12 protein-coding genes are annotated in these 13,868 nt (G+C 65.0%); 6 read left to right on the forward strand and 6 right to left on the reverse strand.

Annotated features, from left to right (window positions below; all coding sequences use genetic code 11):
* Window positions 1-174 precede the first annotated feature (174 nt).
* The 6 genes from KF838_11730 to ribB all read right to left on the reverse strand — a co-directional run bounded on the left by KF838_11730 (window position 175) and on the right by ribB (window position 6,404).
* Window positions 175-1,764 carry an SLC13/DASS family transporter gene (locus KF838_11730; protein ID QYK47446.1) on the reverse strand — a complete coding sequence of 530 codons (1,590 nt, stop codon included), beginning with the start codon at window positions 1,762-1,764 and terminating at the stop codon, window positions 175-177.
* A 121-nt stretch (window positions 1,765-1,885) separates the two neighbouring features.
* Window positions 1,886-2,554, reverse strand: a complete 669-nt coding sequence (locus KF838_11735) for a hypothetical protein (GenBank protein QYK47447.1) — start codon at window positions 2,552-2,554, stop codon at window positions 1,886-1,888.
* A 145-nt stretch (window positions 2,555-2,699) separates the two neighbouring features.
* Window positions 2,700-3,500 (reverse strand): sulfotransferase domain-containing protein, encoded by an 801-nt coding sequence (locus KF838_11740; GenBank protein ID QYK47448.1) that lies wholly within the window; start codon window positions 3,498-3,500, stop codon window positions 2,700-2,702.
* Between the two features lie 165 nt (window positions 3,501-3,665).
* Window positions 3,666-4,394, reverse strand: coding sequence for a DUF1579 family protein (locus KF838_11745; GenBank protein ID QYK47449.1), 729 nt, complete (start codon window positions 4,392-4,394; stop codon window positions 3,666-3,668).
* Between the two features lie 89 nt (window positions 4,395-4,483).
* Window positions 4,484-4,990, reverse strand: coding sequence for a DUF1579 domain-containing protein (locus KF838_11750; protein QYK47450.1), 507 nt, complete (start codon window positions 4,988-4,990; stop codon window positions 4,484-4,486).
* A gap of 181 nt (window positions 4,991-5,171) precedes the next feature.
* Window positions 5,172-6,404 (reverse strand): 3,4-dihydroxy-2-butanone-4-phosphate synthase, encoded by a 1,233-nt coding sequence (gene ribB / locus KF838_11755; protein QYK47451.1) that lies wholly within the window; start codon window positions 6,402-6,404, stop codon window positions 5,172-5,174.
* A 218-nt stretch (window positions 6,405-6,622) separates the two neighbouring features.
* Here ribB and KF838_11760 point away from each other — a divergent pair, with 218 nt between their 5' ends.
* The 6 genes from KF838_11760 to KF838_11785 all read left to right on the forward strand — a co-directional run bounded on the left by KF838_11760 (window position 6,623) and on the right by KF838_11785 (window position 13,862).
* Entirely contained in the window at window positions 6,623-7,264 is a 642-nt protein-coding gene (locus tag KF838_11760) for a hypothetical protein (GenBank protein QYK47452.1), read from the forward strand.
* A 29-nt stretch (window positions 7,265-7,293) separates the two neighbouring features.
* Window positions 7,294-7,689, forward strand: coding sequence for a carboxymuconolactone decarboxylase family protein (locus KF838_11765; GenBank protein ID QYK47453.1), 396 nt, complete (start codon window positions 7,294-7,296; stop codon window positions 7,687-7,689).
* 81 nt (window positions 7,690-7,770) lie between these two features.
* A complete protein-coding gene (locus tag KF838_11770) occupies window positions 7,771-9,087 on the forward strand; it encodes a CCA tRNA nucleotidyltransferase (protein QYK47454.1) in 1,317 nt (438 codons plus the stop codon).
* 106 nt (window positions 9,088-9,193) lie between these two features.
* Complete coding sequence (locus KF838_11775; protein ID QYK47455.1) at window positions 9,194-10,633, forward strand: hypothetical protein; 1,440 nt, start codon at window positions 9,194-9,196, stop codon at window positions 10,631-10,633.
* Between the two features lie 61 nt (window positions 10,634-10,694).
* Window positions 10,695-11,963, forward strand: a complete 1,269-nt coding sequence (locus KF838_11780; protein ID QYK47456.1) for a hypothetical protein — start codon at window positions 10,695-10,697, stop codon at window positions 11,961-11,963.
* Between the two features lie 150 nt (window positions 11,964-12,113).
* On the forward strand, window positions 12,114-13,862 hold the full coding sequence (locus KF838_11785) for a M3 family oligoendopeptidase (protein ID QYK47457.1): 1,749 nt from the start codon (window positions 12,114-12,116) through the stop codon (window positions 13,860-13,862).
* Window positions 13,863-13,868 lie beyond the last annotated feature (6 nt).

Consider the following 13,868-nt stretch of genomic DNA (forward strand, 5'->3'; position numbering starts at 1 on the left):
AAGTCTTGGGTATCCGACCGATCGCGTGCCGCGACCTTCCGGCCCGCTCAGATGATATGAAGAACACGCCGCCGAAAGCGCGGCCGATTCACGATCACACGATCTCATATCGAGCGTCGCACGCACGCTCGAACGCCGTCCCGAGACCGGCGACCCGCAACACGCCGTCTTCGCTCACGGCGACTTCGCACCGGCCCATTCAGGAACGATCGACAGATCCTCCCCGAGCAGCGGCCCCGCGACCGTCGTAGCGACCACGATCACCAGCACGATGCCGACAACATCGAGCAGGAAGCCCGCTTTGACCATGTCCCTCACGCCGACGTGCCCGGACGCAAAGACCACGGTGTTCGGCGGCGTTGCAACGGGAAGCATCAGCCCGCACGACGAGGCGAGCACCGCCGGGAGCAGCAGCACATAGGGATGCACGCCGAGCCCGACAGCCGCGGCACCCAGCACGGGCATCAACGCCGTGGCAACGGCGGTGTTGCTCGCCAGTTCCGACAACCCGACGACCGCAACAACGAGGATCGCAACGAGCACCACCGGATGCAGCCCGCCCATACCCGTGAACAACTCCCCGATCCACCCGTCGAGATTCGTCGCGGTCATCGCGCTCCCGAGCGAGAGCCCGCCTCCGAACAGCAGCAACACCCCCCAGGGCAGCTTCGACGCCGTCGCCCAGTCCATCACCATGCCGCCGGACGCGCCGGGCGGCTGTCCCGCAGGCCCGACCCTGCCGCGCGGCACGAAGAACAGCACCAGCGCCGCGCACATCGCAATCACGCCGTCACCCAGAAAGCTCAGCGCGTGGATGTCATCAAGCCGCGAGCGGAAAACCCAGAGCATCACCGCAGTGAGAAACACACCGAGCACGATCCACTCCGAGCGCACGGGCCTTCCCAGCTCTCGAAGCTCGTTCAGGATCAACTCGCGCCCCCCCGGGATCTCCTTCATGCGCACCGGAAACGCGATGTAGACGAGCACGGCCCACGCGATGGGCAGGTACACCGCCACCATCGGCACACCCACGCGCATCCAGCGCATGAAGTCGATCTCTTGTCCGTACGCCTGCTTGATGTAGCCCGCAAAGACGAGATTCGGCGGCGTTCCGATCAGCGTGCCGATCCCGCCGATCGACGCGCCGAAAGCGATCGCGAGCATCAGGCAGACCGCGAAGTTCCGGGCCTGTCGCGCGTTCTCCTCGCCGCCGCCCCGCGCATGGCTCTTGACCAGATCGACCACGGATGCCCCGATGGGAAGCATCATCACCGCCGTTGCCGTGTTGGAGACCCACATGCTCATCAGCGCCGTCGCGAGCATGAAACCCGCGATCAGCCGCTTGGGACGGGTGCCGACGAGCGCGATCGTGATCAGCGCGATCCTCACATGCAGACCGCAGCGTTGCATCGCGAGCCCGAGCACCAGCCCGCCCGCAAAGAGGAAGATGATCTCGTTCGCGTAGGGAGCACACGCCGTCCTCGCGTCCACAACCCCGAAGAGCGGGAACAACGCCGCCGGGATCAGCGACGTCACCGGCAGCGCGACCGCCTCGGTCATCCACCAGATCGCCATGAGCACGCCGATCGCAGCCGCCGCACGCGGGGGGTGGCCGAGCGAATCGGGCATGGCGGCGTAGACGATCGCGCCGAGGATCGGCCCGAGTATCAGGCCGGCCCGCTGCAGCATCGGATGCGACTCACCCGATCCGCCGTCGGTCGTGCGGTGCGATGCCTCTGGCTCTGGCCCACGTCCTTCGCTCATGCCGCCATTCTACCAGTTCGCTCCGAGGGGCCACAGAAGCACAAACGCGAACGCGGCCCGTGGTGTGGCCGCGTCCGCTTCGTCATGCGTCAGGATGTGCCGATGGCCTCCGAGGACCGGCTCACTCGGCGTCGGGATTGATGTTCGCGGATCGTGTGCTCGGGATGAGCGAACCGGTGTCGAGCTTCGCAAGCAACCCGGGAGTCGTTGTCAGACCCGAGCCCATCGATAACTGCCCAGTTGGAAGCCGGTAGAGATCCATGCTGAGCACGGGCGCAGCGCGCTCGCCCGGCCGGTGGCTCGTGATCTCGATCTGCAGGTGCCCCTCGCTGACGATCGTCATCGTCTGGCGCAGCACCCGGTGGTCCGTCGCCGTGAGCGAATCGAAGACCAGGTCCGCCGAACTTTCACCGGTGATACACGCCTCATCGAACGCGATCGCACCGTCGCACAGCGTGTCGTACCACGCGCACGTCGTCGATCCGTCGATGGTCCTGGTCAGGCGAGCGATCCCCTCGAACGGCGCGGCGAACGCGAGGCCCTGGAAGCCCATCAGCACCTCGCCGGTCCCTTCATCCTGCGTCGCGCTCAGCCCGACGAGCGAGACGGATGTGCCCCGCTCCGATGTCACACACACCTCGCCCTCCCACTCGCCTGCGAGTGTGCCGAGCGAGCAGACTTGCTTCGTGGCAAGTTCCTGCTTCGGAACGCCCGGCGGCACCGCGATCGGCGGAGGCACACCGGCCCCGAGAGAGAGCATCATGGCTGCCGTCATGGACGCGATCATCATCGGAGAGTCCTTTCGTCGGAACATTCGTGCGAGCGCGCCGCCAACGACGCGTCACCGAGCGCATCGGCCGACGAAGGATCGATGCCTGAGGAACGCCTCAGAATCTCGCGATGCTCCGAGTGAAGACGCAGAAGATGCGCATTCCTCACGTTCTCGGACCTGACTCCGACGAAGGGGGATCCGCGTACCCGCGCCGAGCCAGGATCGGTGCAAACGCGGCATCGAACTGCGCATCCAGCCCGGGATCGATGTGCGCAAGACTCTGTCCCGTGCGCCCGCTGTTGATGAATCGCTTGCCGGCGGATCGTGCCGCTTCGGACCCCGGGAACAGACTCGGCGCACCCTTGGACTTCTCCTCATCCTCGACCTCACGAAGCCGCTCCAGCGTGCAGTCGGCGACCGTCGCGACCAGGCGATCCTCGTCGATCGTCTCTCCGAGAAACGCCAGAATGGCTCGCATCTCGCCCGGCGTGTCGGCCTTCAGCCGCTCGTAGGTGGTCCAGTGACGGGCGATCCCCCGCAGCGCGGGATTGTCGAGCCACGATTCGATGTGTGATTCCCACGTGCCGAACCCCATCTGCCTCCAGACAGGGTCGCCCTTGAGCGCGATGAACGCGTTCGCGTACTTCATCGCAGGCACGCTGTTGCCCGTCAGGGAGTGATAGTTCAGGCCGGAAAGAAGCACGTCCTTCGGATGGCGGCGGATGTGGATCACGGCCTTCGCCCTGTCGGAGAGCGGATGCCCGTGCGCGTACGCGAAGTGGGTCTTGACGAGCGTGCGTCCCGGGCGCGACCGATCGAGCCGACCGCGCCCGTGCAGACCGGGAATCACCTCATTGATCCGTGCCGTCGATTCGATGGGTCCGTGAAGATACCGGTACAAGAGGAACCGCAGCCACGTGTTCCCCGACCTCGGATACGACGCGAGCCAGACCACTTCCTGCATGCCGCTGGGCCTCCGGATTCGGTCATGCTACGCGCCGTCATGCCCGGACGAAACAGCGCGACGGACCCGCCTCGTGCGGGTCCGTCGCATCATGGCCGCTGGACTGGAATCAAGGCACCGCCCGCCCCTCGCAGGAACGGACCGGAATCCGGTGAGCAATCGGCCTCACTTCTTCCGCTTGTACACGATCTCCATCATCTTGTACTCAACCCCGTCGGGTCCAGGGCCGTACATCTCCCACTTGTAGTTGTCGTTGTCGATGACGGTGGTGTCCATCTTCATGGTCGTCTTCTCGCCCGTCATGAAGTCCACGAAGGTCGAGACAAGCTTGAACACCTTGCCGTCGTCCGAGCAGGTGCCCGTCATCCACATGGTCATGCTGCCCATGTTGTCCATCCAGGCACCCTCATACTCCTTGGTCGTGTTGTTGTACCCCATAGTCCCCATGCCGCGGAAGGGCGTGCCCATCATCTCGCCCTTGTGGTGCGAGATGAGGAAGAGCCCGTCGAACTCCATGCGGGCCGTGGTGCGGACCGGAGACTCCTCGGGAGGCATGCCTGGCACCATCCACATGCGGCTCACGCCCTCCCACTCCCCAGCCATCACTTCCATGTGCTTGTGGTGCGGACCAGGCGTCTTCGCAGCGGACCACAAGGCCATCATCTCCGCCTCTTCGGCGGACATCTCGGGCGGCTCACCACCCTTCGCCTTCTCCATCGCCGCCTGCGCTGACTTCTCGGCGTCCTGGGCCACCTTCTTCGCCTGTGACGCGGCTTCGTTGGCCTTGACCTTGGCGTCCTTTGCCGGGTCCACGTTCTGAGCGAGTGCGACTGACGAACCCGCGCCGATCAGCGTGAGCGCGACCGAGACACGACAAAGCTGCTTGAGATCCATGAGACTTCCCTTTCGATGCTGGTTGAGAACTCGAATCCGCAATGTCTGGCAAGGTGCCGCTCAGCGATGAGCAACACCGGATGATCCTCTCACGTTCTTCGCGTGTACTCGATGATGCCGCTCCGAAACTCGGGCTGCCCGCGAGGCGCTCTGAACATCTCGTACGTGTGTCGATCGGCGGAATGGATGGTGGTGACGTGGCGGGTCGCCGCTTCGACGCCCATCGGATCGAACGCGCTGCCGGACATCTCGATCCGCCGCGCGTCCGCTCCCGTCCTGCCCCTGTGCACCATCATCTGCGTGCACATCGAGTCCATCCAGTTCGACACATACTCCCCCGCGATGGTGTCGAACCCCATCACGCCCGTGCCCTCATAGGGCATGCCCATGAATTCACACCTGTAGCGCATGCTCAGCCAGCGACCACCGAGGATCCCCTCGTTCACGCACTCGCCATCGCTGGAGATCGGCGGCTCATTCGGACCCATCCAGAATGTCGCCCGCGCATCCCACACGCCCGCGAGTTCGAGCAAACGTGCGTGATGCTCGTTTGGCGCGCCGCTGCGCATCCACGCCTCTTGCATCTGTTCGTCCATGCGTTCACTCATCCGCTCTGATGTGCTGGTGTGCGGCCTCGCTCGCGATGTCCGTGCAAAGACCGAACTTAGCATACACGATGCACGCTCTCATGGCAAGGGTAATGGACAGATTCGTTCGGTCTTTAGAAGGATTCAAAGAGATCGCGCAAGCTGAGCCATCGCAGGCATGTACGCAGACTTACCGCCCGGAAGTCTCCTGCGGAACCGGAACGCGCTCCACAATTTCAAGGCCGAACGCCTGCAACTGCGGGTAGTCAGTCTGGCTGTTGGTGATCAGCCGCAGCTTGGTCAGCCCAAGATCTCGGAGGATCTGTGATCCAACACCGTACTCGAGCATCGCCGGATTGATGCTCGTGCGCGGCCGATCCGCCTCATCGAAATTGAACGGACGCGTCAGCCGCTGCGAGAGAGCATCACCGACGCCGGACGGGCGGAGATACACGATCACGCCCCGCCCTTCCCTTTGGATCATGCGCATCGACGCTCGCAGCGTGGCGCCGGTCGAGACGCCCCCCGTCGATCCCGAATCCAGATCATCGAAAATATCGCCCAAGAGGTCGCGCCTGTGAACACGCACAAGCGTCGGCTCGGGAGATAGCACATGCACGCCCTGCGAGTCGAGAGCGCCCACATCCCCGACGGTCAGCGCCAGATGGGGCAACTGATCGACGGGCGACCGGAACGCCAGCAGATTGAACTCACCCTCCGGAGTCCGGATCTTCTGGCCACCACGCGGCTCCATCCGCTCCACCAGCGGAGATGCGCTCAGACGGTGCTCGATGATCTGCGCGACAGAGCACATCCGGATGCCGTGCTTGCGGCTGAGTTCGACCAGATCGGGCAGACGCGCCATCTCCCCGTCGTCCCGCATCACCTCGATGATGCACGCCGCGGGATAGAGCCCGGCCAGACGGCAGAGATCCAGCGAGCCCTCGGTCTGGCCGACGCGAACGAGCACGCCACCGTCGCGCGAGCGGAGCGGATTGATGTGCCCCGGTCTCACAAAGTCCGTCGGCGTCGACGCGGGGTCGATGGCGCGCAGGATGGTCGTCGCTCGCTCACGCGCTGAAACGCCGGTCGTGATCCCATGCTTCGGCGCGGCATCGATCGAGACCGTGAACGCCGTGCCGCGAAAGGTCGTGTTCACCGCGGACTGAGGGTGGAGTTCCAGCCGGTCGCAGTCCTGCTCGGTCATCGACAGGCACAAGTAACCCCGCGCGACCGAGAGCATGAAGGTGATCGCCTCGGGCGTCACGAACTGCGCCGCCAGAACCAGATCCCCCTCATTCTCGCGGTGCTCATCATCCGTCAGAATGACCATCCGTCCCGCACGCAGATCGGCCAGCGCCTCGGGAATCGTCACGAACGGGCTCTGGCAGTCGGGCGCGGTTGGCTGGGCGAAATCGTGCATGGTGGCCTGTCTGAACAACCCGATGGGCGTGCCTGACCCCGAACGAATCGGAGATTTATGCGGCTTTTGCGGGCCAACGGGTGGCACCCCGCCGGTTCGTGCTGCATGGTAGTTCGCCGAGTCCCGCAGAGAACGAGGGGCTCTCACACGTCCGAGAACGCTCCGAGACTCGCCAGAGGGCCCAGGACGACCGGAGCTTGAACGACCGGAGATTTTCGATGCCGAACACCTGTACCCGCCTGATGGCCGGCGCACTCGCAACTGCGAGCATCATGGCGATGCACGCAACGACCGCCAGTGCCCACCCGCACGGCTACCTCATCTCACTCGGACACTCGCACGGGGGCGGCCATCACGAGAACATGCTCCAGATCAACTTCGACTGGATGATGGCCCACACCATGCACATGCCGATGTTCGGGCTCCCGGGCCTCTCCGAGGACATGCTCTCCTTCGAAGAGATCATCGCAGACCCCAACGACCCCCACTACCACGACGGCATCATCCCCATCGCCGAGGGAACAAAGATCCAGGCCGTCTTCACCCGCTTCGACGCGGGCGTCTCCGTCTACGACCCGTTCGATCTCTCGCTGCAACTGAACACGCCCGGCGTTACCTTCCTCATCGGAACGGGCGGCTCAGACTTCAACCGCACGATCATCTGGAACCTCGACCCCTCGGCCCCCGGCTTCAATGCCGCAGCCGGCGTCTGGACCGCCGACTTCTACATCCGCGATACCTCGGGTCTCCATGACGACAGCCAGGTCTACACCATGTCGCTGAAGATGGTCCCCACACCGGGCGCACTCTCGCTCCTGGCAAGTGCGGGGCTTCTGGCACGCCGGCGCCGGTCATCCTGATAGCTCGCGGGGCGGAACTACCATCCGCCATGACCCGCTACGAACAGTTCCAGCAGTATCGCACGCGCATGAACGCACGCATCACCGGGGATGAGGCCGCCCGAGGCCTCACCCCCGGCGGCACGCCGCGCGTCGGCGCCACACTCGTCACCAAGCGTTTCTTCTCCCTCGACCACCAGACCTATCAGGACGGCGCGCTCCCGCTCAAGACCAAGGAACTGCTGGGGCTGGTCGCCTCGATGGTCCTTCGCTGCGACGACTGCATCGCCTACCACATCGACCAGTGCGTCAAGATCGGCGTCACCGATGAGGAGATCTGGGAGTCGTTCGATGTCGCCCTCATCGTGGGTGGCTCGATCGTCATCCCCCACCTCCGACGGGGCGTGGAGTTCCTCGACGAAGCGCGTGCGGCCAAACCCACCTGAACTCCGACTCATCCCCATCGCCCATTGCCTCCTTGCCTCAGTGCCTTCGTGCCTTCTTCTCATCCCACTACACTCTCCCCGATGGCAGGTCGCGCCCCCACATCCGAGCACGCCCGCAGAGCCGCGACGCAGATCGTGCTCGCCCTGCGTGACCACGGGCACGTCGCGACATTCGCGGGCGGGTGCGTGCGCGATGAGCTCCTCGGCCTTGCCCCGAGCGACTACGACATCGCGACCGATGCCACCCCCGACCGGGTGCGCCGCATCTTCCCTCACAGCGACCTTGTGGGAGCATGCTTCGGCGTTGTGCTCGTGAAACTACGCATCGAGGGCGACCCCGTCGTCGTCGAGGTCGCGACCTTCCGCGCGGATGGCCCCTATTCGGACAGTCGCCGCCCGGACGCCGTCACGTTCAGCACCCAGATCGAAGACGCCAAACGGCGCGACTTCACGGTTAACGCCCTCTACCTCGATCCCGACGGCTCGACATCAACGATCGCCGGACGCGAGATCCGGGGGCGCGTGATCGACATGGTGGGCGGCATCCCCGACATCGAATCCCGCACGCTCCGCGCCGTCGGCGATGCGGACACACGCCTCGCGGAGGACCACCTCCGCGCTCTTCGCGCCGTCCGCCTCGCCGCCAAACTCGGCTTCACGATCGAACCGGCAACCGCCGAGGCGATCCGACGCAACGCCTCTCACCTGCGGGGCGTCTCCCGGGAACGGATCGGCGATGAGATCCGCCGCATGCTCGCACACCCGACACGAAGCCGCGCAGCGGTGTTCCTGAGGGATCTCGGGCTCGAACGCCCCGTGCTCGATGCCGCAGTCACCGGCGCAACCGGGCTCACGCCGGATCGCTACGGCCCGGGGCTGGTCCTGTCACGCTTGGAGCCCCATGCCCCGCCCATGCTCGCACTCGGCGCGTGGGCGATCGATCTCGGCATCCCGCTGTTGCAAGCCCCGGTGGATGCCTTTATCAGAGGGTGCCGCACCGCGCTCTGCCTCAGCAACGAAGAACGCCAGGATCTGCACAGTGCGCTCCACGGGTTGAGGCAACTCAGCGACCCGGCGTTCTGGACCGGGCTCACCATCGCGCGTCGGAAGCGTTTCGCAGCCGGACCACAGTTCCCCGGGGGCATGACGCTGCTCCGAGCGATCGATGCCCCTCGCGCATCCTCCATCGCATCCGATGTCGACGCGCTCGCCCTGACATTCGGCGGGCTCGCCCCGAACCCCCTCGTCACCGGCGACGACCTTGTCGAAGCGGGCTGGTCACCCGGACCGGCGTTCAAACGCGTCCTCGATGCGGTGTACGATGCCCAACTTGAGGGTGTGATCGTCTCGCAGGCCCAAGGCATGGAACTTGCCCGGGGTCTGGGTGTCTATAAGTGATGGCAGGACGCGCGTCGCGTCTTCATTCGTAATTTGTTCGTGCAGATGCCCGCTTGCCTGTACAGTCCCCGCCTCCGGCCGGGCCTTGAGAGAAGGAACCAGATCGATGCGCAAGAACCCGGACACACGCAATCGTCGCGCCTGGATGGGCCACCTCGCAGCAGGGCTCATCGGCATCGGAACCGCCGTGTCGCCCATGACCGCGCTCGCCCAGTCCAAAGCCCCCGAGCGAGTCGCCGCGACCGATCAGGTCATCTTCAACTCCGGAAGAATCGTTGAAGGGAAGATCCTCAGCGAGACCGACTCGAAACTCAAGATGCTCGTCGTGATCGGCGGCATGTCCGTCGAGACCGAGTACGACAAGTCGGAGATCCTCTCGATCAAGCGTGACGCCATCACGCCCGAGAGCGTCGATGCCGCGCCCGCGTCTACACAGACTCGCCCCGCCGCCCGCTCCTCCTCACCGGTCAACCCGGTCGCAGACGGCACCAAGGTCTACACCATCCATCTCAAGGGCTGGTTCGGCGAAGACATCTCGCAGACACCCCTGCGCGAAGCCGTGCGCGACGCTCGCCAGAATCAGGCCGATTACCTGATCGTCATCATGGAGAACGATTGGGACATGAAGCGGTTCGGCAACCTCGGCGAGATCCCCAACGAGGTCGGATTCTTCGATCAGTTCCGGCGCGCCGAGGACATGGACCCGATCTTCACCGTCGAAATCCCCCGCGAGTGGGAGAAGCAGCCCAAGGTCGTCTTCTGGGTCAAGCGCGCCATGGGCGGCGCGGCGTTCCTTCCCCTCGTATGCAAGGACATCTACTTCTCCAGCGACGCCAAACTCGGAGGCATCGGCGGACTGGAGAAGTCCTTCGGCTCCACCGGCGACGAGGTCGTCCGCGAGAAACAGTTCTCGCTCCGCATCGGACGCGCCGAGGGCATGGCCATCACCGGCGGCTACGACCCCCGACTCATCAGGGCCCTCGCCCGCACCGAGTATGTCCTCTCCGTCGGCTTTGAGGGTGGCCGGCCCGTCTACCACGAGGGCATGCCCCGCGCCGACAGAGGCGAGATCCTCCTCACCGACGACGGCGAGGGAGAGAACGAGGACAACATCCAGCAACTCGCCAGAGGTGAGGGCAACGACAACCTGACGCTCAAGGCCGATATCGCCTACAAGATCGGCGTCTCCAAGGGCACCGTCGACTCGCTCGAAGACCTCATGCGCGAACTCGGCATCGCCCGCACATACACCGTTATCCCGGGCAAGAGCGACCAGATCTTCAAGAACTGGAGCGAGGGACTGCAACGCGCCTCACGCGACAGCCGCAGAATCTGGGAGGACTTCCAGCGTATCCAGGTGGGCGGCTCTTACGAAGAGCGCAAGCGCGCCCGGGGCCAGCAGATCCGCCTCCTCGACGATCTCGAGAAGGTCCTCCGACGCTACGAGGAAGCCCTGAACCCGGGCCAGCTCGGCCTGCCCGGCATCGGAGACATCGGCATCCTCCGCGAGCGGATCAAGCTCGAACAGCTCCGCGACCGCAAGTGATCGACCACATCCGCCGCACGAGACAGCACACCACGTGAGCAACACCACCATGCACCACACCATGAGCAGATTCGCAACGCTCTTTCTTCTCGCCATCGTCGCGATCGCAACCCTCTTTACGAACGTCGCCTCCGCCATCGACAAGGTCCACCTCAAGAACGGAACCGTCGTCGAGGGCACCGTCGAGCAGGAGATCGACGGCAACGTCTGGATTCTCGTGAAGATCGGCGGCGTCGAGCAGCGCCAGTTCCTCCGCGCCGCCGAGGTCGATCGCGTCGAACGCGACGCCGGAACCCCGGTGGCCCGACCCACGACCTCCACGCCCTCTCAGACACAGCCACGAATCTCCACGACCGATCGCTCCAAACGGGCCGCGATCATCACGCTCGGCGAGGGCGGCGATAAGAACATGGTCGGCGTCTACATGACCGCCGACATCCTCAAGCGACTCATCCCCGTGCTCGAGGAAGAGAACATCGGCATCGTCGTCTTCCATGTGAACTCAGGCGGCGGGCTCCTTCTCGAGATCCAGCGCCTCTCCGACATCATCCACAACGAGTACAAGCCGCGCTTCCGCGTCGCCGCATGGATCGAATCCGCCATCTCCGCCGCCGCCATGACAGCGCACTGCATCGAGGACATCTACTTCATGCCCCAGGGCAACTACGGCGCGTGCACGGGCTGGTTCGGCGCACTGCAGGCCGTCAAGGATCGCGAGCTCGAAGAGGTCCTCTACATGATGGAGAAGATCTCCGCCCGGGGCGGCTACGACCCCCAGATCATGCGCTCCATGCAGATCATGGAGCCCCTCACATGCTCCATCGACTCGAACGGCGACGTGAAGTGGTACAACTCGCTCGACGGCGATCACGTCGTCAACCCCGAGAACCGCATCCTCACGTTCAACGCCGTCGATGCCGAGCGATTCAAGTTCAGCAAGGGAACCGCCGCGAACGTCGATGAACTCGCCCGCGCCATGGGCCTCACCGAGGTCGAATGGGTCGGCACGCCCCGCACCGGATACCTCTGGCCGATCTCGAAGGCCGAGGACATCAACATGAAGTACCGCTCGCAGGTCTACACCGACGAGACCGCGCTGCGCCAGTACATGGACACCTACAACAACGCCGTGAACGCCGCACGCTCCGACCAGGACCGCACCCGGCGCGGCGCGATGGTCGGACGAGCCCGCGACGCCCTTCGTCGGATGGTCCGCGTCGTCAAGAACAACCCCAACACCGCGCTCCTCACCTTCAACGCGCTCGACGAGAAGGAGTTCCAGCGCTGGGTGGACGACCAGGAGCAGATGCTCCGCGATCTCATGCGTTGATCGACTCCTCACTTGCACTCAGAGAGGGCGGGACGCACACGCGCTCCGCCCTCTTTCATTCTGCACCGCGCTCAGGACATGAAGCCGCGTCCCCGATCGTGTACCATCACGCCCGATCACGGAACCAGTCGCACGGAGGCAACCGACGAGATGCAGACACACGCAGCCACCGATTTCGTACCCATGTCACTGAACGGCGCGGACCTCTCGCAGGTCGTGCCCCTCATCGAAGATCTCCTCAATCGACCCATCGACTCCGAAGAGGCGTTCGATCGCTGGCTGCTCGACCGCTCCGAACTCGATGCGGCCCTCAGCGAGGCCGCCGCCAATCTCTACATCTCCATGACCTGCGACACCGCCGACACAGCCAAGGCCGAGGCGTACACCCGCTACATCGAGACCGTGCCCCCCGCGATCAAGCCCCTCGCCTTCCGCCTCGATCAGCGTCACGTCGATCTCGTCGGGCGCTTCCCGCGCACCGATCCGGCCCGCGCCTCCCGCTACGCGTTGCTCGATCGTGACACCCGCGCCGAGGTCGAGATCTTCCGCGAAGCCAACGTGCCGATCCAGACCGAACTCGAGAAGCTCGCGCAGCAGTACCAGACCACCATCGGCGCCATGACAGTCGTCTTCGACGGGCAGGAGCGAACCCTGCCCCAGATGGGCGTCTACCAGGAATCGACGGATCGCTCCGTGCGCGAGAGCGCGTGGCGAGCCGTCGCCGCGCGGCGACTGACCGATGCGGACACCATCGATTCGATCTTCGACCGGCAGGTTGCGCTGCGGCACCAGATGGCCCGCAACGCCGGCTGCGCATCGTTCACCGAATACGCCTTCAAGGCGATGCGCCGATTCGATTACACGCCCGACCACTGCCTCGATTTCCACGCCGCGTGCGAAGAAGTCGTCGTGCCGCTCGTCGACGAACTCGACGAGCAGCGTGCCTCCCTGCTCGGCCTCCCCTCGCTCCGGCCGTGGGATCTGGCCGTCGATCCCAGAGGCCGCCAGCCGCTCCGCCCCTTCAACGGTGGCCGCGAACTCGTCGCCAAGTCCGTCGCGTGCTTCCGCGCCCTCGACCCACGCCTTGCCGACATGCTCTCGTCGCTCGGCGACGGATCCGAAGCCCGCGGCTCCGAGGGCGGCGACAACTTCGATCTCGACAGCCGCAAGGGCAAGGCCCCCGGCGGATACCAGTACAACCGCGACCGCTCCCGCATCCCCTTCATCTTCATGAACGCCGCCGGCCTTCAGCGAGACGCCGAGACGATGCTCCACGAAGCGGGGCACGCCTTCCATTCGCTCCTCTCGCGCGACGAGCCCCTGATGCGCTACCGCGAAGCGCCGATCGAGTTCGCCGAAGTGGCGAGCATGTCGATGGAACTGCTCACGCAGCCCCACTGGGACGCGTTCTACACCGACGATGAGAGCCGCGCAAGAGCCGTCCGCCAGCATCTCCAGGGCGTGATCTCGATCCTCCCGTGGATCGCGACCGTCGACGCGTTCCAGCACTGGGTCTACGCAAACCCCGGACACTCTCATGACGATCGACGCGAGGCGTGGCTCTCGCTCGACGATCGATTCGGCCGCAACATCTCGTGGGAGGGGCTCGATGAGACCCGCGCGACCGTCTGGCACAGACAGCCCCACCCCTTCAGCAGTCCGTTCTACTACATCGAGTACGGCATCGCCCAGCTCGGCGCGCTGCAACTCTGGCTCCACTCCATCGAGAAGGGACCACGCGCCGCCGTCGATGCGTACATCCGCGCCATGTCGCTGGGCGGCTCACGCCCGCTGCCCGACCTCTTCGCCGCCGCAGGACTCACCTTCGACTTCAGCCCCAAGACCGTCAGCCGCCTCGTCGAACGCCTCGCGCGAGAACTCGAAAAACTCCCCGCCTGATCCCTC

The sequence above is a fragment of the Phycisphaeraceae bacterium genome, from assembly GCA_019454185.1.
Classification (GTDB): domain Bacteria; phylum Planctomycetota; class Phycisphaerae; order Phycisphaerales; family UBA1924; genus JAHBWV01.

Bases quoted from the DNA above. Each gene is read 5' to 3' on its own strand.
- KF838_11730 (QYK47446.1), bottom strand. From the start codon at position 1,764: ATGAGCGAAGGACGTGGGCCAGAGCCAGAGGCATCGCACCGCACGACC.
- KF838_11735 (QYK47447.1), bottom strand. From the start codon at position 2,554: ATGATGATCGCGTCCATGACGGCAGCCATGATGCTCTCTCTCGGGGCC.
- KF838_11740 (QYK47448.1), bottom strand. From the start codon at position 3,500: ATGCAGGAAGTGGTCTGGCTCGCGTCGTATCCGAGGTCGGGGAACACG.
- KF838_11745 (QYK47449.1), bottom strand. From the start codon at position 4,394: ATGGATCTCAAGCAGCTTTGTCGTGTCTCGGTCGCGCTCACGCTGATC.
- KF838_11750 (QYK47450.1), bottom strand. From the start codon at position 4,990: ATGGACGAACAGATGCAAGAGGCGTGGATGCGCAGCGGCGCGCCAAAC.
- ribB (QYK47451.1), bottom strand. From the start codon at position 6,404: ATGCACGATTTCGCCCAGCCAACCGCGCCCGACTGCCAGAGCCCGTTC.
- KF838_11760 (QYK47452.1), top strand. From the start codon at position 6,623: ATGCCGAACACCTGTACCCGCCTGATGGCCGGCGCACTCGCAACTGCG.
- KF838_11765 (QYK47453.1), top strand. From the start codon at position 7,294: ATGACCCGCTACGAACAGTTCCAGCAGTATCGCACGCGCATGAACGCA.
- KF838_11770 (QYK47454.1), top strand. From the start codon at position 7,771: ATGGCAGGTCGCGCCCCCACATCCGAGCACGCCCGCAGAGCCGCGACG.
- KF838_11775 (QYK47455.1), top strand. From the start codon at position 9,194: ATGCGCAAGAACCCGGACACACGCAATCGTCGCGCCTGGATGGGCCAC.
- KF838_11780 (QYK47456.1), top strand. From the start codon at position 10,695: ATGAGCAGATTCGCAACGCTCTTTCTTCTCGCCATCGTCGCGATCGCA.
- KF838_11785 (QYK47457.1), top strand. From the start codon at position 12,114: ATGCAGACACACGCAGCCACCGATTTCGTACCCATGTCACTGAACGGC.